This window comes from Paenibacillus oryzisoli (assembly GCF_001653565.1).
Classification (GTDB): Bacteria; Bacillota; Bacilli; order Paenibacillales; family NBRC-103111; genus Paenibacillus_E; species Paenibacillus_E oryzisoli.
Genome location: NZ_LYPB01000073.1, coordinates 180,377 through 202,439 on the forward strand (window position 1 = coordinate 180,377; position 22,063 = coordinate 202,439).

13 protein-coding genes are annotated in these 22,063 nt (G+C 47.9%); 1 reads left to right on the plus strand and 12 read right to left on the minus strand.

Going from position 1 to position 22,063, the window contains the following annotated elements; genetic code table 11:
• Positions 1-497: 497 nt before the first annotated feature.
• From A8708_RS19095 to A8708_RS19135, 9 genes are all read right to left on the minus strand, one after another.
• On the minus strand, positions 498-2,066 hold the full coding sequence (locus tag A8708_RS19095) for a response regulator transcription factor (protein WP_068666301.1): 1,569 nt from the start codon (positions 2,064-2,066) through the stop codon (positions 498-500).
• On the minus strand, positions 2,044-3,882 hold the full coding sequence (locus tag A8708_RS19100) for a sensor histidine kinase (RefSeq protein WP_068666303.1): 1,839 nt from the start codon (positions 3,880-3,882) through the stop codon (positions 2,044-2,046). The genes A8708_RS19095 and A8708_RS19100 overlap by 23 nt, the downstream gene beginning before the upstream one ends.
• A gap of 169 nt (positions 3,883-4,051) precedes the next feature.
• Positions 4,052-4,297, minus strand: coding sequence for a hypothetical protein (locus tag A8708_RS19105; RefSeq protein WP_068666305.1), 246 nt, complete (start codon positions 4,295-4,297; stop codon positions 4,052-4,054).
• 119 nt (positions 4,298-4,416) lie between these two features.
• Positions 4,417-4,644: a spore germination protein gene (locus A8708_RS19110; protein ID WP_057309976.1), complete on the minus strand. Its 228-nt coding sequence runs from the start codon at positions 4,642-4,644 to the stop codon at positions 4,417-4,419.
• 148 nt (positions 4,645-4,792) lie between these two features.
• Positions 4,793-6,640 carry a heparinase II/III domain-containing protein gene (locus A8708_RS19115; protein ID WP_068666307.1) on the minus strand — a complete coding sequence of 616 codons (1,848 nt, stop codon included), beginning with the start codon at positions 6,638-6,640 and terminating at the stop codon, positions 4,793-4,795.
• Complete coding sequence (locus tag A8708_RS19120; protein WP_068666309.1) at positions 6,534-11,171, minus strand: Ig-like domain-containing protein; 4,638 nt, start codon at positions 11,169-11,171, stop codon at positions 6,534-6,536. Before A8708_RS19120 ends, A8708_RS19115 begins: the two co-directional genes overlap by 107 nt.
• Positions 11,172-11,234: 63 nt before the next feature.
• Positions 11,235-12,104 carry a carbohydrate ABC transporter permease gene (locus A8708_RS19125; protein ID WP_068666311.1) on the minus strand — a complete coding sequence of 290 codons (870 nt, stop codon included), beginning with the start codon at positions 12,102-12,104 and terminating at the stop codon, positions 11,235-11,237.
• 13 nt (positions 12,105-12,117) lie between these two features.
• Complete coding sequence (locus A8708_RS19130) at positions 12,118-13,017, minus strand: ABC transporter permease (protein ID WP_068666313.1); 900 nt, start codon at positions 13,015-13,017, stop codon at positions 12,118-12,120.
• Between the two features lie 91 nt (positions 13,018-13,108).
• Entirely contained in the window at positions 13,109-14,668 is a 1,560-nt protein-coding gene (locus A8708_RS19135; RefSeq protein ID WP_068666315.1) for an extracellular solute-binding protein, read from the minus strand.
• A gap of 303 nt (positions 14,669-14,971) precedes the next feature.
• Here A8708_RS19135 and A8708_RS19140 point away from each other — a divergent pair, with 303 nt between their 5' ends.
• A complete protein-coding gene (locus tag A8708_RS19140; protein ID WP_068666317.1) occupies positions 14,972-17,332 on the plus strand; it encodes a helix-turn-helix domain-containing protein in 2,361 nt (786 codons plus the stop codon).
• A 113-nt stretch (positions 17,333-17,445) separates the two neighbouring features.
• Here A8708_RS19140 and A8708_RS19145 read toward each other — a convergent pair whose 3' ends face one another.
• From A8708_RS19145 to A8708_RS19155, 3 genes are all read right to left on the minus strand, one after another.
• A complete protein-coding gene (locus A8708_RS19145; RefSeq protein ID WP_068666319.1) occupies positions 17,446-18,981 on the minus strand; it encodes a response regulator transcription factor in 1,536 nt (511 codons plus the stop codon).
• Complete coding sequence (locus A8708_RS19150; protein WP_082927634.1) at positions 18,971-20,707, minus strand: cache domain-containing sensor histidine kinase; 1,737 nt, start codon at positions 20,705-20,707, stop codon at positions 18,971-18,973. Before A8708_RS19150 ends, A8708_RS19145 begins: the two co-directional genes overlap by 11 nt.
• A 210-nt stretch (positions 20,708-20,917) precedes the next feature.
• The gene (locus tag A8708_RS19155) at positions 20,918-22,033 is read right to left on the minus strand and encodes a glycoside hydrolase family 88/105 protein (RefSeq protein ID WP_068666323.1); all 1,116 of its coding nucleotides are present in this window, start codon (positions 22,031-22,033) and stop codon (positions 20,918-20,920) included.
• Positions 22,034-22,063: the final 30 nt, after the last annotated feature.

A 22,063-nucleotide genomic window follows, 5' to 3' on the forward strand; every position in this document is an offset into this window, starting at 1 on the left:
CAAGCTCGTTGGATTATCTTACGCAGCGTACTTCCCCCTCTCGTTGTCATTGTGTTTATCATACCATTATGTAGTTAATTGTAAGTAAATTGGGATGATGGGACATCTACGATTTATGGGAAAACGGATACGATTTTTGGATTGTTGTTAAGCAATGGAGTCTTATTGTCTTGTTGGAGGCACGAGAGTAGATCGTCTGTAATAAGCATAGGTGTACATAAGGACTTCCTTGTGGAAATCGCAGGCATCCACCCAACTTTAACTGGAAAAACTCCATCTATTTTTTCACAAATCAAATGGAATTCACATTTATCCCAAACAAGTCGTTGTTCACCAAGCTCCAATAGGTGTTCGAGACGTATACTAGCTACCCTACTCCTCCGCGCAAAGAAAAATCCCTCATCGCCTAAATTAGACAATGGGGGACGTATTGGGGACGTTGTTCGTACACATAGGAAATTACTGGAGGCGCAAAAGGGAACGGTATGAAGCAAGAATCAATTCCTCACGCCGCTGCCTGGCTCTGGGCGAACCATCTTACGATAATCTTTCGGCGATAGGCCAGTTGTTTGCTTGAATAGTTTGGCAAAATAGTTCGGCAAATCGTACCCGACAACGCCTGACACCTCGGTGATTTTCATATCCGTGTTAGCCAGCAGGCCCTTCGCTTTCTCCATCCGCAGTTCAATTAAATAATCAACGAAGCTGCGTCCCGTCTCTTTTTTAAACAAATGACTGAAGTACGTTGCATTCAAATGCACCTGTGAGGCCACCAATTGAAGCGGCAACTGTTCCGCATAATGCTCCTCCATGTATCGCGCTGCCTTCCACACGACATTCTCGCTATATTTCTCCTGCCACGCCGTAAAGCTGCTCATGAAATGGTCCAATTCCATACCCGTCCAATGCGATATCTCGTCATTCGTGCAACAAGCGTTCAGTCGCGTGATGCGCTCTGTCCTTACCTGCGGGTCATACGCTATCTCGAATTGCTTGCGCGCTGTATCCTGTAAGGCAAAGCTGAACGACAAAGCCGCGACTTTCCCATCTTCCAAGGACAATCCATAGATCTCCTTCATCAGTTGGGCTAGGTACAGCTTCATCGACTCGATTTGTCCAGCTAAAATAAAGGCAATCGTCTGCGTACTAATGAGCTGCTGCTGCGCACGATTCGTCGATAACGGTTTATCGGCCTGTGCAGCGGTTATATCCTGAACCGCAACTACCGTTGCCCCCAACATGCTGCGCCCCGCTTCATATAGATCAGCAAGATCCTGTAAACTAGCTGCTACCCCTGCACAATAAGAGGACATCTGTAAGCCAAGTAACCGATACACCGTTTCACACGCCGCTTCACAAACAAGATTCTCCTCGAATGAATCCTCACATAGCAAAGCAAACTGTCCGTTTTCGATCAAGAGCAACCTGCCATTCATGTCATACATATCGAGCAATTCACTGATCATATTCAGCACGGCAAACTGCAGTAACGGCATATCCCGCTTCGCATACTGTTTGTGTGAAGGCATGAAGTCTGCAATCTGGAATAGAATCAATTTGCAAGGAGCTAAGCTCTTCGCTAACTCCGCTGCTAATTCAGCCCGGTAGGGGAAGCGCATCAAAAGCCCTCTCAGCGTGTTCTCCAGCAACAAGGCATGTTCGGTTTCCGCTTTGCGCAAATTGGCATGCTTCTCTAATACCCGAATCTCAGCTTTGTCCAACGCATCATTAATATCTTGTTTCCCACAGGGTTTAATGAGCAAATCCATGGCTCCATATCGCAAGGCGGCTTGCGCATATTGGAAATCTTGGAATCCCGTTATGACGATGAACTCGATATGCGGGAACTTGAGTTTGCTCCGTTTCAGCAGCTCTAAGCCATCCATCAACGGCATGCGAATATCTGTAATAACAAGCTCCGGCATCCTCTCAGCAATGAGCATTTCTGCCTCTTGCCCATTCTCAGCCTCACCACAGACATGCCAATTGGTCTCAGATCCTGTAATCATTTTGGCAAGCCCTTTGCGAAATAACGGTTCATCCTCAACTAATAAGATGTGGTGCATCAACCTTTCCCCCTTCGAGAGACATCATCCCATCACATGGAAGAATCAAGCGCATTAACGTGCCTTGCGGCAATCGTTCAATTTCTAGGCGATAGGGTTCACCATAGACCAAGTGAATACGACGTACAACATTCCGAACACCAATACTTTCCCGTTCCCCCTGATGATCATACACCGACTGCTCTTTCGTTAGTCGTACCAACGTTGCTTCATCAATGCCGCTTCCATTATCCTCAATTTCAATCTGTAAATCTCCCTCTTTGCGGTAAGCTCGAATCCATAATCTCTTGTTGTCCGGCTGATTACGAAATGCATGAACGAAGACATTCTCTACTAACGGTTGCAGGATCAACCTCTGCATGCCGCAGGCCAACAACGCTTCGTCAGCTTCAATGGCGACATGCAGCCCTTCCCCGTGTCGTGCCTCTTGGATCGTCATATAGTTACGAATCTGCGTAAGCTCCTCTTGCAACGTACTAGGCGTAGAGACCGATTCCAAGGAATATCGCAAGAGATCAGATAAACTTGTCACCAAGGAAGCTGTCTCCACATCGTCGTACAAGAGCATGATTTTCCAATAAATCGAATTGAGTGAGTTGTATAGAAAATGTGGATTAAGCTGCGCCTGCAGCGCTTTAAGCTCTGCTTCCTGTTCGCTCAGCTTGCTGACGTATACTTCCTTAATCAAGGATTGGATATTCTCGACCATCCGATTGAAACTTTCCGCAAGAAAAGCAAATTCATCATTGGACGTCCTAGGAATCTCAACTTGCAAATTACCCCTACGCAATTGATGCATGGCGGACACTAATCCGTGTAGGGGCTTCAACATCCTACCGCTGAAAATCGAGACACAGACCGCCATCAGCAACACACTGACGAGGCCCGAAATGACGGCAACCTGATACACCATCCTGCCCTTCTCTTCGATATCTGCTAAAGAAATACCGCTAACCAGCTTGAAAGAACGGGCTTCGTAGGTGCTTTTCACAAACAAATAATCTTCATTTCCATTCCGCTCGGTAAATGAGCGCTCCTGATGTTCCCATGCGGGGATAATCCCCATCCTGTCTTGCGGCACTCGACTATACAGCAATTGATTGTATTGGTCAAAGATATACGCGCCGGTCGTCCTGCCAGCCATTAGTTTGTCTAGGGGACTTGTTAGAAAAGACTCGTCAATAATCATGACCAGCGTTCCATAGACAGCTTGCTGCTTCGTCGATTTGAGCAGACGGGTGGCGACAAGATTGCTCTTCTGTCCAGTAGGATCGGAACTATCTGGAATGTTCATTCGCCGCCATACGATTTCCGCTGACGTCTGGTTCACACCTGTTTTCACCCTATGATAGAAATCAGGAAACGTAATCTGCATCGACGGGTTCGTATGACTGAAGTAGTAATTATTCCCTTCTAGATCAACAATATATAAGGCGCGAATTTGCGGCGTTTCATTCTTCAACGGCAGCAAAATTTCCGACAATTCCCGTTCCAGAATAAATCGGCGATAGGCCTTGGTCTCTCCCGCTGGCGGCTCCGAACGGATTCCTTGTACAATTTGCTCAACACGGGGGTGAAAAATAATAAAATCGGTAATCCGATACATATCTTGGATTTTAAAACCAATCTGCTCGATCGTCTGCTCACTGGTTGTTAAATATTGCTTGCTGATCTCACTCTCGAATAGATTCAAATAAATACGATACGAAATGTACCCTGTAATGAGGGAACACAGAATAATGATAATCGACAATGTCATAATTAATTTCACTTTAAAATGCTGATTAATGTACTGCAGCACTTGCCGATGCTTCATCTACAGATGGCCTCCTGAATTGTGCCATATCTTCTCTCTGTAATAATACCTCCTAGTGTAATACATCCCCTTACTCCCTGACATCTATTTATTATCGATAAATGGATACGATCTTTAGGTGTACGAAAAAACCGCCCATGCGGATCGCATCGACGGTTAGTCATTCTTATTAAAATTGACGGTAAACAACAGAATCATAGTCGAGCTGTTTTTTATCTAGTTCTCGTTGTTCACGATGCACTTGAAGCCAGGAACAGATGCATACGACAACAATGCCAGCAAAGAGCAGCAAACCCAGCACCTTCCACCAGAAACTACCCAAAACAGAAGGATTGACCCCTATGATCAAAATAAGGATAGGAAGGAACCAAATCAAATTTCCAATATATATCCGAAGCACTTTTCGTTTTAACAAGCTTCTCTATCCCCTAAAATGGATTCGCGTTCCGTATATCTTTCGCAGCACCTTATCCCTTTAGGACCGTCAATTCCCACTCTAATTCCGTCCAATTTATGGAAATAGACGAACAGTTATTATATCGTATTATTTGGCGTATCCACGACATCAGGATCCACGGTATTCGTGCTGCCATTCAGCACATTCTGCACACTTCCAAAGCTATCCCCTGGCGAAAATGAGTTGGCTCCCGCAAAAATTTTGGAAGAGCTTGTAAGGTTGATTGCCAAGGTATCGCCAATCTGGACATTGGAGCCCTGGGCGACATTTAGAATTTTGATTCCACCGTTAATAATTGCTGGCATGCTCCGGCCACTCCCTTCCAGCTCTTAACCATTGTATGTGCTCATGTGCCTATTGGTCACTTGTTGCATGGATAGCCGTATGAGCATGAAGAAGAACAGGTTCGCATGAACCTGTTCCCGTTATTCCTAACTAGCTCGCATAACCGGTTCAGTGTATACAGCATGTCATGACTAACCTACACGTGAAGGCTTGAGCCAACTGCTTGGCGTGAAGATGTAGTCGGTATACCGTCAATGGCTGGGGATCGCGAGTAGGTATCTCTACTGGTTCTACATACGCCGACCACATAGATGGTTCAAATCGTAAATGCACATATCCCTTCTCACCCGACCAAGTTACCTCACCATCGCGGATGCCTGGTTTATGGAAACTGATGAAATGCTCCGTTACGCTCCGTTCTGTCTCCCTAGTTCCCTCATCAAAAATGAAATGATCCGTTACTGTGAGCTCCGCGCTCCCTTCCTCTTGGAGGATCTTCCACTCGAAGGAACGTTGGAAGGAGCGGATTCGCGCCTCTGGTCTATAAGCATGCGTCAAATCCAGTTCAAACCTGATAGCGTCTTGATCCGTTTCGTATCTTGTGACGATTGCCCTATGAGCTTCACCGGCCGCCTGATGCTCGCCATTAATGATAGGAACCGAGTGCCCCCCAGACGAGGCATGCAGGTGGTTATAGCGTTCTTCCCCGAAGTACTCTCGCGTGTATACACCCATGCCAAGATCCGCCAACAACGTATCTCCCTCGACATGAAGAATAAAATGTCCAAGGTCGTTATGATTGTGCGGCTCGTTGTTGTGTCCTCCTTTGGCCGAAAAAGCGAGCAAACCTTTGGAAGTTACGCGTTTATCCACTAGCCAATCCGTACTCGGGAAGTAGAATGTTCCATCTGCACCTTGCGAATGCAACCATTTGGGTTCTGTCCATATGATGTTGCGGAGGACGAACGGCCAGCGGTAGCAATGATCTTCATGAAACGAAGGTACAGATGTCATTACCGGCGGAGCCATGTTTAGTCTGCTGCACAAACGGCTGATTAGGCCAGTTGCCGGCCTAAAGCTTGGCCTGCAATCCGAGTAATTGATGCACGCAGAATCGCTGAGTGCAATGGCTGCTGGGAACTGGGCAATCCGCTTGATTTTGTCTTGCTTTAACACATCTATGGCTCCGCCAGTAAATTCATAGAGCATTTCAGCCCAATAAACGAAATACCCAAATCCGTACCTCCAATAGGAAAGGCCTTCCGAACAGCAGCCATCCTCTCCATATCCAGCAAGAAAGCTATCCATCGCGCTGACAACCCGGTCTTGCATGCCTGCCAGCCGTTCCCGATCATCAACGAGCAATAACGCTGCCATCCCAACGGCACCACCACATACGGCAGACCAATTATTCGTCTTTGACGTCCAAATGAAATGATGGGCACTTTCGAACACAGGCTGGAACACACGCTGCTCAATTTCTTGCTTCACTCGGTGCGTAACCCAGTCATTCAAACGGTTCCCTACGAGATCCAACACTTCGGCCAACGCATGTGCCGTTTCGGCGGCGAACAAGTCTACATGACGATTCGGAGAAACACGCGCCGTCAAAACTTGGTCTATTGTTTCAGGTAAATGCGCCGGTACCGCCCAGGCATACTCATTACATATTTCCCAAATGAGATTCTCCAATGTCTCCTTATAGGCATCGCTATCATCTAGGATCATCGTCAAAGCAAGGGCAAGTAAGCGTCCTCTACGTTCAAAATATGGCTTTTCGAATTCCTTACGCGTGCCTGAGGAATGAAATATCTGGAAATCCGAGAAAGACAGGAGAGGAACAGGCTCACGCCTGGCCCTCTCCGCTTCCTCACGTATTTCTTTCATTAATTGAGCGAGATGCGGAGCCTCAAGATGAGCCCTTCGTTGCACCGGGGTCAAAGCTCCGGAGGTCAGGGTTGTCGGCCGATGTTGAACGGCTATGATCGCTTCTCTTAATTGATGAAACGGAATCATGGAATTCTCCTTTTTGGTTCATCGTCAGGTTAGTCGTCATCTGCAAGTTGCTCGCATCCCTCAGGAGTATCTGAGCAGCAGCTAATGTAATGTGCTTACCCTTTTGCGCTTCCACTTCATGAAGAAAGGCATCCAAGTTGTTATGCTGCAGCTTGACAACCAGACTATTGGCGATTCCCTTATTCGTAATCCACGACATGGTCGTAAACTGACTGATGAGCGCTTGCAGCGAGTCGGTGTCCGCATATGTTTGGAACGTGACCGTGCGACTTCCTTGGTTCCCCGCTGCATCAACCCCTGTCACGATAAGCTCATGGTTCCCGAGAGGGAGCGTGTATAGTGGAATCTGATCCCCCTCAACGATTGGCTGCTCGTCTAGCCATACCTTGGTCTTCGACGGATCTACACCGGACAAGGAATCAGACAATATGAATTGGGGCGTAAGCACTTCGCTGTTCTTCAACGCCTGATTCACGCTTGGCGTGGAAATCGTTACACTTGGCCCCGTCCTATCGAGATGAACAGTTTTCGTTTGTACGGCTTCTATTTTGCCAGCGTAATCCGTAGATCGATAAGAAACCGTATGGACGCCGTCTGTCTCTATCACAATTGGCGTTACATAAGGCTGCCAAGTCACTCCGCCATCCAAACTATAGTTGGTTTGGGCCAGCGTGGATGATTGTTCGTCCCGACCTAACCCAATCGTAATCGGATTCGCATACCAGTTATTCGCTCCATCCGGCTCGGTAGGGGTAATGGATGGGGCTGTTATCGGCTCACGAAGCTGTGTAACCATGATGTCATCAAAGATTAGATTATCGAAACCGCCTGCATAGAACCCAATCGTTCCGGTCAAATTGTGTGCAGGATCTGAAGCTTTTAACTTGAGGGCACCATTGACCAATAGGGAAATATCTGCGCCATTCACAATCAGTTCAAAGGTGTACTCCGTATTCGGAGCTAAGTCCTCATAGTTCAGGCTGGACTGTTTCACAGTCCCCCATGCACCGTTGTACAGAATCCATTGCGACGCTCCGTCCACCGTCTTCCGATACCCAATTCGATCACCGCTGCCAGCAACCAAGCGATCGAAGATATATAACGTCGCTGCGCTCGGAATCGTAGCTGGTGTCTTCATCTTGAACGTCAAATTGTAGTTTGTGAATGACCGTGGAGATGTGGCAGACGCCCCTTTTAACAGCCGATACTTATGGTCACCGTTCACCGTGATAATACTGCGATTCGGATCTACCGGCCAACCGCCTCCACCCGATTCAAAATCAGTCTTCAGCAGAACGTCCGACACGATGATGTGGCTGGTTGCTGACGCCTCTGGCGTCTCGACCGAAGTCACGGTAATGTCCGTCTCGCCTGGTCCGACGGCGGTGACTAAACCATTCCCATCGACAACAGCTGCGGCGGGATTACTTGATGTCCAAGTAACAGCATGATTAACGCTATCTGAAGGATCGAAACTCACATGTAAATTCAGCCCTTCATCTGCCCCTAGATTTGCGCTGGTTCGATCCAGCAGCAGCCCTGCTACCTTCGTCGTCGGCACCGACAGCTTGATGTCATCGAACAGCAGGTAGTCGAAGCCGCCTGCATAAAAGCCAACCGTTCCAGACGGATTATGCGTTGCATCCGTTGCCTTCAACTTCAGCACGCCGTTCACATAGAGGCTGATGTCAGCACCTTTTACAATCAGCTTAACGCTGTACTCGGTATCAGCTGCCAAATCGGAGTATGGCAGGTTCACTTCCTTCACAGTCCCCCAGGCCTTATTATAGAGGAGCCACTTGGAGGTGCCGTCCTCAATCTTGCGGTAGCCGATGCGGCCCCCGCCACTCGAACCTAATCGATCGAAGAAATAAATCGTGCCAAGACTCGGCATCGTTGGCGGTGTCTTCATCTTGAAGGTTAGTTCGTAGTTGGCATAATCGTTCGGCGAAACCGCCGTAGCGCCTTTCAACACTTTATACATATGATTGCCGCCCATATCTACGACGGAACGATTCGGATCCACGGGCCAACTGTTCCGCCCCGTCTCGAAATCGGTGTATTCATAAATACCGTCCCCCAGCTCAATGTTAATCATGACTTCATCCTGAAGCAGCGGATTTTCTGCAGAAGTAACCGTGATGACGGCCTGCCCGATACCCGCTCCCTTCAGCGTTCCTTTGCTATCCACTTTGACCACGCTTGGATCACTGGAGGTGAATAGCAGCTTTGGATTCGTCGCATCCCACGGTAACACAGCGGTGTGAAGCTCATACGATTTGCCAATTCCAATCGTCACGGTTGCGTCATAAGCTCGAATTCCTTGTACGGGTATGGTATCTGGCGCCAGATAAGGTCCTGCTTTGCCAATAATCCCGATATCGTCAAAAGGAATCGGATGAAAGCCAGGTATCTGCTGGAACACTGCTGCATCGCTTTTCAGATTGAGATCGCCGCCCGCTAGATTAACAAAGCCAGGATCACTGTTCGTTACCCAGTTGTTCGCATACTGCAGCAAATTAAACTTATCGTACGCCCCTTGCGCGTTAGTGATGGAGCTGCGAGCCATGGTAGGGTTGTATATCACATTGTTCTGTAACGTATTCGTGGTCGGATAATACCGATTTTCCGTAAAGAAGTCTGCAAGCTCAGGATATTTGACCAAATACGGCGTCCCTACAAAGTTATTATTTTGGGCAAACAATGCCTGCCATTTCGGCATGTAGTTCTTCGGAATCTGCTTATCTGGTGCATCACCTAGATAGATGTCGGCATAATCATAGGGTACTTCGCTATCGATAAACAGATTATTCTGGGTCTTAATATGTGCACCACCGTTATTCTTAATAGCGGAATTGCCCATTTTGTAGAAAATATTATCTTCAATCGTCAGCCCCATCGTGAAATTGTCTGGATAAACGCCCTCAACCCCAGCTTTGGATTCGCCAATGTTGTGGAAATAATTTCCCCGAATAACGGTCCCCCGCTGTTGCGGTGTTTCGCCTGCGTTCATATAGATGGCTCCGAGGTCGGAGAACATTTTGCATACATCATAAATGTTGTTGTATTCTACGAGGTGATCGTTGCCGAAGATCAGAATGCCAGGATGCGGAGCATCATGAATTTCGTTGTGCGACACACGGTTGCCGACACCGGTCAGAATGACACTCGGATTGTACGCCTTGTGATAATAGGCGAAGTCGTGAATGTGCGAATTTTCCACATAGTTGTTGCCAGGCTCCAGGGTGACGCGGCTGCCTCCGTTCAACGTGACCGCTGTCCCACCGATATGATGGATGTGACTATTCGTTATTCCGTGATTCACCCCCGTTGCTGTCGCAAAATCATTGTATAACCATCGGCTTTGTGTATTGATCTGCACGCCGCCATTTGTAAAGTTACGGATTTCGCAATGGGATAGCAGCACATGATTGCCACCCATAATCACCACGGCGGAATCGCGTCCATTCTCCAACGTTAGATCTTCGAACGTGACATAGGAAGCGCCGACCGCATTAATCATGGGTGTTTTCAGCATCGTAACGGTAATCTCGGGATGCGCCGCTTCAAACGCTGCGGTCGGCATGAAATATAAGACGCCCTGCGTACGGTCGATGTAATATTCGCCAGGCATATCGATTTCTTCAAGTAAATTTTGTGCAAAATGGAAATCCGGATACCAGTTCTTGAATAAGCCGCTCATTTCGCCGTAGCGCAATGTGATCTGCTTATTCACGGCATCAATCGAAGCGATTTGGTTATACGACCATTCCCAGCTGTAACCGAAAATACCGTCCAACCAAACGTCGTTGGCATTCGTCCAGTATTGCGGCCGGTCGTACGTATAGCTGAACGTCCCTCCCCGATCCTGCAGATCCCCATCCTTACGTGTCGGACCCGCATCGATGATGTCGCCCATTTGCACGGTACCGTTATTCGGCCAGCGCGCAAGCGTCATGCCCTCGCCAGCCACGTACAGCTCCATGGGAGGAACCTGACTGACATCGTTTGCCTTATAGTAACCATGTCGGCTCATCACGCCGTAATCCGAAATGCCGTGACTACTCAGATCCACCTGCAGCACTTTGGTACGTGCATCCGGACTAATAATCCGCTGCTGAATGGCTGAATCGGTAACTGGTGTAAACCAATTCTTATCGAGCGATTGACCGCCGGATAAACTTACCTTCTCATTCGGATAAGCTTTGTAGATAATCGGACTGTCAGCCGTACCGGAATCTTGCCCCTCAATCTGGAAGCTAGCTGTTCTATTATACGTACCGCCACGCAAATAAACGGTCACACCCCCATCGGGCAAGCCGGAAGTGACCTTCAACTGACGAACGGCATCGCGGGCTTTTTCTATCGTTTGAAAAGGCTCATTGATCCCTCCTGAATTGAAATCGCTTCCATTAGTGGCCACATAGAAAGCCGTTTCCGGTAATCCGGATTCGGCCTGTATGGCAGGTAACATAAACAAATTCGACATCATAGCTGTGATTGCGAGAATGATTGCTTTATTTCTAAACATAGCTCTACATCCCTTCGTAAAGAAATTTTTACTCCTCACAGGAGAGACGAATTAAGGACAGCGTCAACCCTTTACCGATCCAATCATTGTACCTTTCTCAAAGTAGCGCAGCAGAAATGGATACATGATCAACACGGGAAGAGCGGATACAATAACCGCTGCCATCTTCAAACTCTCTGGAGCAGGGGGAACCTCATTCACAGCCGTTGTAAACGGATCGAGCCTATTCTCGATCAGAATTTGCCGAACAATCTGCTGCAGCACGAACTTGGATTGATCTGTCACATACAGCAAATTGTCCATAAAGGCATTAATGTGATACACAAGCGACCATAGTCCAATCGTAACTAGAACAGGGACAGACAGTGGCAAAATAATACGAATAAGAATTCGCAGATCACGCGCTCCGTCAATCTTCGCCGCTTCAATTAGCGCATCCGGAATCGAGCGGAAGAACGAAATCATCACCAACACTTGGAATGCGTTCGCCGCATGCGGAAGCACATAGACCCACCGCGTATTCAATAGATGAAGCTCCTTGATTAGCAAATAGTTCGGCACGATCCCACCATCGAAAATCATGGTAAAGAGCAGGAGCAGTACCAATACCCGCTTCCATGGCATTTCATTGCGAGACAGCGGATACGCTGCGCACACGGTAACGATCAAGGTAAGCGCTGTGCCAACAACCATCCGGAATAGCGTATTGCTGTATCCTTTCCAGATGAATGGGTACGTCAACAATTCCTTGTATGGCGTCAGCGTGAGATCCCTCGGAATCCAGTGAAAGCCGCTGCGAAGCGCCTCTCCCCTCCCGCTTAGCGATACCGACAGCACGTGAATAAAAGGGTAGACGACAATAATGGCAAGTATGCCAAGTACAATATAAATAAGACTAACGCTTAATCGATCTTGCCAGTTTCCAGTTCTCATGTTGCGAATCCTCCTACCATAAGCCGCTCTCTCCCTTGCTTAATCTGCGCACCGTGAAGTTAGCCCCCAGAATTAGCAGCAAACCTACTAAAGACTTGAACAAGCCAATCGCAGCTGTATAACTGTATTGGAATTGTTGTAGTCCAACGCGATAGACGTAAGTGTCAATGACATCTCCCGTATCAAAGGTGACAGGATTGAGCAAGTTGATAATTTGTTCAAAGTTTGCGCTCAAGAAGCCCCCTAGGCTGAGAATGAACATAATTGCAATGGTTGGCATAATCGACGGAATATTAATATGAAACAAACGCTGCCAGCGATTCGCCCCATCCATCGTTGCTGATTCATGAAGCTCGGGATTAATGCCCGATAGGGCAGCAAAATAAATAATCGATCCCCAGCCGATATCCTTCAATATGGCTGAACCCACCACTATAGAGCGAAAATATTCCTTATGTCCCATATAAAATACCGGTTTCCCACCGAACCAACTCACGATCTCAGCCACAATGCCCGTGGTCGGCGACAGGAAGTAGATGACAAGGCCGGACATAATGACCCACGAAACGAAATGCGGCAGATACATCGTCATCTGTACGAAGCGCTGAAAAAAGCGGGATCTAATTTCATTCAGCAGAAGCGCCAGCACAATCGGTGCAGGAAAGGCGAACAGCAGCAAGTAGAGATTCAGCAGCAGTGTATTACTTAGCAATCGGTAGAAATCGGATGAATGAAAGAGCGCTTCAAAATGCTTAAAGCCCACCCAGGGGCTGCCCCAGATGCCATCGACAACGCGAAAATCTTTGAAAGCGATCAGTACCCCGTAGATCGGGCCATATTTGAATATGAGAAAAAAGGCAAAGGCAAACAAATAGAGCGCAAACAGCTCCCTATTTTTCATTATCGTCTTCATATCTTGTGCACTTCCTCAGGGCCAGTTGCGATGCCTCCCCGGCAGCGTTTAACGATGTACTACCGAGGATACGAATCGCTTCTCAAGCTGATTATTTTTTGAACTGCTTCTGGTACATCTCATTAGCTTCCTTGGTCAGTTCGTCTCCACCCTTGGCTTTCCACTCTGTCACATACTTATCGAAATCGCTAAGCGGCACTTCTCCACTGATGATTTGTGCAAAATATTTTTGCGTCAGCGCTGTCAAATCCTTCTTATATTTGCCATCGGATGGAAGCGCAGCGAATAATAGCGCATCTGTCTGATTCGGTGCGGAAGAATAGGTACGAACCGCTTCGTTCAACTGCGGGTTAGAATATTTATCCCGATAAGCCCGAGTCGTGATATTGCCAAGGGAGAACAACCGGATGCCAACTGCATCACGTTGTTCCTGCTTTTCGAAACCCGTTAAGATTTTCGTTGCGCCAGAAGTCGCTCCGCTCGCTGCAAAATCCCACTGTGTCCCTTTGACACCCAAACTCGTCATATTGATTGTTTCTTCGTCACTGCTCTCTGCTCGCAATATTTCAAAAATCTTATTCAGCTTAGCTGGATCATTCTTCACCTTGTTGCCCAGCACGATGTAATTACTTTTCACGCCCCAATCCCAGCTGCCGCTGCCGCCAGGTCCTTTCGGATTTTTACCCAGTTGGAGCTTGGCATTCGGATTGATGTCTTTCATCGCTATATTTGTCGCTCCATCAGCGAGCGCTGCTTTGCCGACTTGCTCCTCAATCACACCAATTCGACTGTTATACAGCTTCTTGCGGTATGAATCTTGTGTATCCGTAATATATTCAGGATCGATCACGCCGTCTGCATACCATTTGCGCAGTTTCTCAAGAGCTGCCTTGGCTTCAGGCATGATGGAACCGTTCATAATCGCTCCTTGTTTCTCGTGCCACATCGTTGGTTGTACGCCAAATGCGCCAAATATCGAGTAGAAGCCCGTTGACCACGTTGACGTCGCCGTACCAGTTAATCCGTAGGTATCGTTCTTGCCATTGCCGTCTGGGTCTTTCTTCGCAAACGCATAAGCCGCCTGTTCGAATTCATCTAATGTCTCTGGAAGCTTCGTGATGCCTACTTTGTCGAGCCAATCTTTGCGCCATAACATCGTGAGGTCGTATGGTTTCAAATCGATAAACATTGGAACTGCCCAGAGCTTATCGCTAAACGTTACCGTCTGGAAAAGCGCCTTCGACTGCATCACATCTTTATAGTATTCCGGCATTTTGTCTTTCACCATATTCGGATCTAAGTCCATCAGAACACCTTGCGCTTGGTAAGCAGATACATTGGATGGATCTCCCAGCATGAACACATCCGGTACGTCACCTGAAGCGATACTGGCATCGGTCACTTTGACCGGTTTGATTTTGATATTGAATTTCTGTTCAAGCCACTTCTGTACTGGCGTATCAGCCACAACGGCCGGTGCTTGGAATTGAATGCCCCACGTAATTTCAATTGGTTTTGCAGCAGCAGTGCTACTCGGTTGACTCGATTCGGAAGTTGTTTTCTTATCTGCGGCACATCCGCTAAGTACGCTTGCAGCCATACTAGCTGCTAATACGGTGAGTGCGACTGGTTTCATTTTATAGTTAGGCACAATAATCTCCCCCTGCTTCACATCATGATTTCCGTTCCTTAACGCGCTCTACCCCGGCCGGGAATTGGGAACGGTTACATCCTTTACGATATCCCGTGGCAGACAACTACACAATGATCTCATTCGATTTTCTTTATGTTTTTCCTTTCTGAGGCTGTTTTTATCCCCTTATGTTATCCGATTTTTCGTATGTTTTTCGCCTCTCGCCTTCCCCTTCCCTCATTCTGTGCTATAATTTGCATGGTGCTGAGTACGTTATCCACCTAATCTTGAAAACGCTAACACTACGAAAGGAGGGTTTGGATGCCTAGTCTTCAACTCATTCGCAACCGATCTCTCTTCGTCAAACTGCTGTTGTCCATGACAGCGATCGTCGTTGTCACGGTCATTCTTATTTCCTCGGTCACCTATACGATTTCTGCCGATACCAGCATTCAGAATTCCATTGAATATAATCAATCCATCATGGAGCAGCAGCGAGAATTGATTCATAAAGAACTTACTGCGATACAGAATATCGCCTCGAGCATGGTCATGACCCAATCCTACCTGTTTCATAAAATAAATGATAAGCTCAGTGTCTCTTCACTTATTGACTTAACGCGGTTTCTGGAGGAGCAGCAGAAGCTAAATCCTTATATTGACTCCATTTATCTCGTCTACAATAAGCTTGATCTCGTACTGACCTCTCGTTCCGATATGAAAATGTCTCCACTCTCTTCCTTCACCGACCGTTCTTGGATAACGACAATGAGTGAAGACACCGCGAACCGGACTGTTTGGCTAACCAATCGTCCTGGTATTGCGGCCAAAGGAACATTAGCCACCAGTTTAATGCAGAAAATGCCGCTCATCGGTCCCGTTGATGGAGCTATTGTAATCAATTTGAAGCTCGACCTTCTCTTCAAAGAATATTTGAGCCATTATCATAATAAAAAGGGACTGACGCTTGTTCTCGGATCCAATGGAGAACCGCTCTATAGTGAAACGGAAGAGGCAGCAGCCCTCATTGGGAAATTTAATCAAAGCGCGCTATCCGCTCCAGGGAGCGGTTCCTACGTTGACGATCGCCAGTGGATCGTGACCTACACCACCTCTAGTGTGACAGGGTGGAAGTTTGTTAATTTGACCAAACGTTCCGTTCTGCTTCAGGGCCTTAACCGTATCAAAATGATTGTGGCTGCCATATCTGCGATTTACGTTAGCATTGCTATATTGCTGCTGATCTACATTTCTCAGCGACTATATCGACCGCTTAAAAGCGTTGTCGCCTATATAAGCGGAGCCAATGCGGCTGCTGTGCCCTCTACGGGTGAGAGTGCGAGTCAAGAAGCTCCTCAGCCAGCCGCTGATGAAGCGAGCTTCATTCAGATGGCTTTCGAACGGCTTCGTCATAGCCGGGAGACGATTCTCAGCGAGAAGGAACGGGTAGAAACATTACTTGGGGATAACCGTTCAGCGATTAAGGAGAAATATTTGAGCGATCTTATCAAGGGGAGGGCTATTTCTAATCAGGGCAATGGGCAGGAGAAAGATGCAGCGGAGCTACTGGGACTCCAATTGGATTTCGAACGGTTTGCCATCCTGACGATCGAGTTGGAGGAACAATCTCTGCTGAGTGACTCGACTGGCAATCTTCACTTTCATCTCTTTCAATATGGTTTGATTGAAGAGCTAGGACCCGAAATTGACGGCGAAATCTTCGCTAGAGACGATGAACGCATCATGATCATCATTCTTGCTGTGCCAACCAATCAAGACGATTATCCAACCGAGCTTGCGAGAAAGCTCCAGCGTACTATGGAGAGCCGTTACAGCATCATGGCTACGATCGGCGTTAGTCGTACCCACTCAGGTGCTTATTCGGCCCAAACCGCCTATGAAGAATCGGTCGAAGCGCTCAGCCTGAAAATGTATGTCGGCAAGGGCGAAATCGTGCCCTATTCCATCGTCAGCTCTTGGAAGCAGGATGAGGAGACCTATTACTATCCCTACGAGCTAGAGACCAAGCTGCTTCAGGCGCTGCTTCAGTTGCATGAGGAAGAATGTGCGGAAACGATCAGCCGCATCACGCAAGAAGTGACTGCCCGCAGGCTGAGGAAAGCCAATGTGCAGCAACTTTTCTTCCAATTGAGCGGGGAGATCGTCAAAACGCTGGTGCAAACCGGAGGAGATATGACCGCCGTACTCGGCGATCGACCGTTCGTGCTGTCTGGTATCCAGACGCTGCGCGATATGGAGGCACGCTTGATGGACATGTGCGTCCAAATTATCACGCACAATCGAGAGAAACGGTTGAAACTCAACGATATGACCCTGCAGCTTGCTACCGAATTTATGGAAAATAATTATAATAACAACATCACCATCGAGACGGTTGCTGGGCACGTGCAGCGAAGCACATCCTTTTTGAGCCGTATTTTCAAGGAAACAACAGGTACAACGATCAACGACCATTTGATTCATCTGCGTATCAAACGAGCCTGCGAACTGCTGCGGCAGCCCAAGTATTCGCTCGAGGATATCTGCCGTGAAATCGGCTATGCCAACGTCAGCTACTTCAGCAAGCTGTTCAAATCTCGCATGGGGACTACGCCTGGACAGTACCGCTTACTGCAGACGGTGGACCAAATTCCTACAGGGGGGATGGGGGATTCGGAGTAGTCTGACTTGAAACTAAAGAAGAGTTGCCGCGAGCGAAAAATTTCAAAATCAAACAAACACACCCGCCTATTGGGAACGAGTGTGTTTGTTTGATTGCTGGTTTCTTGGAAGAGTCACTGTCCAGCCATTTGCTTGCGGTATTCCTTCGGGGAGACTCCCGCTATTTTGTTGAACATATGCGTGAAATAATTAGAATCGTTGAATCCGGTAGCCTCGGAAATTTCGAATATTTTCATTTCCGTGCTTTTCAGCAGAAGCTTCGCTTTCTGTACGCGCAGGTTTTGGACGTACACGGTTACACTTTCCCCGATCTCCTTTTTAAACAAATTGCTGAAATAGCTGGGGTTGAGATGAACATGGGCTGCCACCTCAGCCAAGCCGCATACCCCCATGTATGATTCTTCGATAAACCGAATGGCCTGCTTGACGGGATTATCATTCTTACTAGCAAGCCAGTTATTGTGGGACTGCAGGAATTCATGAATGTATCCCTTCAGCCATTCTACAATTTCCTCAGACGTTGTACATTTGTAGATAGAATCCCACTCTATAGGGCGAACGGTCATTTGCCATTCGGGAAACTGGACCTGAACCAGCCGGAGAATGGCAGCAGCCAGCAGCAGCGCTTCGATCTTTGCGGATTGCGGAGGTAAATAGCATATCCGGAGAGCTTGCCCCTGCATCTCCCGGCTCAGCAAACTGTTATCCTCCGACATAAGCCAGCTTACAATCTCCTTCTCCTTCTCGTATAACGCTGTCTGGTTGAGTAGTGCTTCATTCGCAGAACCGTGTTGCTTATACCCTTCCCTGCAATACCGTTTGTAGCCTTGGTGTAAATCCTCTGTACTAGTACATTGCCCTTGTCCATTATATTCAAGAACTAACCTTAGATAATGATGGACAGAATCAGTGAGTAACTGCAGCCATGAAGAGGAAGTATCCTGCCGGGAAGCACTCCGATCCACCAATAAAGCCCACTCCGAAGCGTTCAACGGAAACAGACGAAAGCCGCCGGGAAACCATTTATTCAACTGCTCCCCGACTATATTGGAGAAAGCAAACTGCAAAAGCGGGACATCCTGGTCTGAATAATGCTTCTCCGGCGGGAAATAGGTAGGAACACGGAGAAAATGCAGTTCGCATTGATTCATCCGTTTTAGCAGAGCGTCCACCACTTCACCGTTGCAGGGCATGCCCATGATCGCCGAGCGTAGCTCGCTGTCTTCATGCTGGCGCTTCCAGCCCTCTACCAAGAGCTGGGACTGGCTTTCTTTAATCAGCTGCACATAAATCCGATCGAGTACACATAAGATATCCGATTCCACACAAGGCTTCGTGATAAAGTCCAGCACCCCGAACTTGACGGCAGACTGGGCATATGTAAAATCCTTAAATCCGGTTACGAGCACAATTTTAGTTAGCCAACCGCGCTTTCTGATTTCTTCTGCCAGCCGCAGACCATCAATATGGGGCATCCGGATATCGGTCAACAAGAGATCCGGGACACATTTCTCCATCATTAACAAGGCGTCCCTGCCATTTCCCGCTTCCCCCATGACCACCCACTCGGCGGACCGCTTCCCTACCAGCCTCCTCAACCCCTTACGGAAGTGTGGCTGGTCTTCTGCAATAAACATCTTACCCTTCATCCGTCCCCTCCTCATGACTCCCCAGTGTCCCGGACTTAATAGGAAGCGTCATGTGAACAACCGTTCCTTTTCCTATACTGCTGATAATTTCCACTCCATAAGAGGGTCCGTATACAAGTTGAATGCGCCTCAACACACTTTTGTAGCCGATTCCCGTCTTATTGCAGTCTGGCAGCACAGCATCCTCCTCAGTCAAAATTCGCAGGGTTTCTTTATCCATGCCACATCCATTGTCGGCTACCTGAACATGCAGCGCTTCATTGAATAGGAACGCTTTAATCCGCAGCACTCGATCACTCTCCATATCACTGAAAGCGTGCACAAAAACATTTTCCACCACCGGCAGCAAGAGGGATCGCATCATCCGCAGATTTAGCAGAGACTCCTCAGCTTGAATTATGGTTTCAATCTCGCCAGTGAACAGCTCTGTCTGGATCTTGATGTAATTGCGGATCTGATGCAGCTCTTCACCAAGAGTCGTATCCGTCTGAACTGATTTCAGGGAATACTTCAACATCTCCGAGATGGCGTTGATCAGAAGCGCCGTCTCCTCTTGGTCGTCGCTATACAGCTTCCAATACAGCTCATTGAACAGGTTGTGAAGGAAATGAGGGTTCAGCTGCGCCTGGATAGCCTTCAACTCCGACTCCCTCTGGCTGATTTGCGCCAAATATACCTTATTGATCAGCTCGCTCACTTGCTCCGCCATGCTGTTGAAGCTATCTCCGATGTAGCCCAACTCATCGCCGGAATCCACTCTGACACGGACCGTGAAATCGCCGGAACGCAGCAAACGCAGTCCCTGCATCAGATGGGCCAGAGGCTTCAGGAGTGTCCGGGTGGAAATCGTAATAAGGAGTGCACTTAGCAGAATCACGCCGATTCCGGCAAATGCCAATACCTGAATGATGTCTTTATTTTTCCTCTTTATCTCTTGCAAGGAAGCTCCTCCATATAGGGTAAATCCTGCCGGAATCAGCTCGTGGCGGACAAACAAATAGGAGATGCCATTCATTTTGACGTAACGGGGATAATTTGCTTCTGTCAGTTCCAAGAGTTGCTCCATCTCGCTCTGGTCAGTATTGGAGTAAAGCATACCGCCCATAGGCTCCAGTAGCAGCACCTTGCCACTGCCGTTCTCCGTAAGATCTCGCAGCACCTTAGATATCAAGCTTTCCTCCATCACCAACACCATGGTGCCATATGGGATAAGCTTCTCATTGAGCATCCGTCTAGCAGCAACCAGAACCGTTCTGCGACCGTCGGGATCAATGGTGCTTGCCGCCTCGGCCCGGCCCCAGACCATATTCCCCCGATGGGGCTTAAGCTTATCCATCATCCTGGTCAAGTCATCTGTTCCCGGCTCTCCCGACGCTCCGTTCTTAGAAAGAACCGTCATTTCCCCGTTTTCATTGTATAAGAAAACAGAACGGATAGACGGCGCATCCACCAGCAGCATATTCAATTGCTCTTCCACATACTTACGGTTCTTGAATTGAGTGTAGGAATCGCTTACGGGAACAGTGTTCTCCCTGAGGAACTGTTCGATGTTCGGATTCAGGATAATCGATTGGGATACCCGGTTGATTTCCTGGAAGGACATCTCCAGTCGGGCCAAAGCCTGTTCGTTGGCGATGGAGAACTGCCTGCTGATTTCACCCTCCATTAACTGGATATTTGACCGGTAAACCATCCAGCCTGCTAAGGCAAAGGCAAGTGTTACCATACACGAGAGCAGCACGATCAGTTTGATCTTAAAGCTGCCCTTAATCTTTCCAGCTATATTCCCCGGCCAGCGTGTGGGATACAGTCAGCTCCCCTCCCCCCTTGATTTTCATACTGTATTATAAAACGCTTTCTTCCAAGTAAACAAGGTTTCATTTTACCTGTCTACGTAAGAAGAAAGCGCATCATGCCCCAATCCGGTTTACTCCTATTATGTTAAAGCTTCATACAAGGCGATAAGAGCAAGGGACTGCCCGTATGCCATCGGCATGATGGTAATATTTTTATAATGATCTTTATCCATTCCCATACCGGTTCCAGCTGACACATTCAGCACAGTTCCATCCCCGCTAATATGTTGACAAACCGCCTGGATGGCCTTATCTGCAACAGTCTGATAGGAGGAATCCAGAATACCGGCTTTTATGCCTTTAAGGATACCCGCAGCAATTGCGGCCGATCCCGATACCTCTTCATAGCTGGTAATGTCTTGCAGGACTGTGTGCCAGAGACCGGAAGCGGCCTGGAGCGGAACGAGAGCATTGATCTGAGCTTTATACGTATCAACTAGAAATTGACGGACGCCAGGGTTAATCGTATCCTGACAAGTTTCCAGGTAATCCGCGATGCCGTAGGTGAACCAGGAATTGCCCCGGCACCAGAAGATGCTGCCAAAATTATCATTGCGCTCGAAACTCCAGCCGTGGAAGAACAGTCCGGTATGTTTGTCAAACAAGTACTTGATATGAAGCAGAATCTGGTGTACGGCTTCTTGCTCCCACTCCGGCCGGTTAAACTTTCGCCCAGCCTGGTTTAGAAACAAAACCGCCATGAAGAGCGTATCAATCCATAACTGCCCATTGTGCAAGTGGACGCCATTCCGGTTGCCAATTGCAGTGACTGTATGCTGGAAGCCGCCTTCTTTGGTTTTGGGCAGCTCATGAACGAGCCAATCCGCGTGATCCCGGCATAGTTGTTCCAACTGATTGGAAGGCTCCAACTGATCCAAGAGCATAACCAAAGCTAGGTAAGGCGCGGTCGTATTAATGTTTTTGGACGGCAATCCCACTTCCAAATTTCGGGAATACCAGTTCATAAAAAATGCCATAAATCGGTGATCGCTGTAATGCTTCTGCAGCTTGTACAGACCGTAAAGGCCAACCCCCTGGGGCCAGTCCCATTCTTCAATTCCGAAATCCCGTTGGACAATTCCTTTCCTTGTATCAGCCTGGACTACGGTCTTATCCTTTTCATAGTCGCTGCCGCCCAAATTCAAAAGCTTGTCCACGACTAGTTCGATTTTTTGAAGCAACATCTCATTTGTCATGATTCATATACTCCTTCTCGTATTAAATGG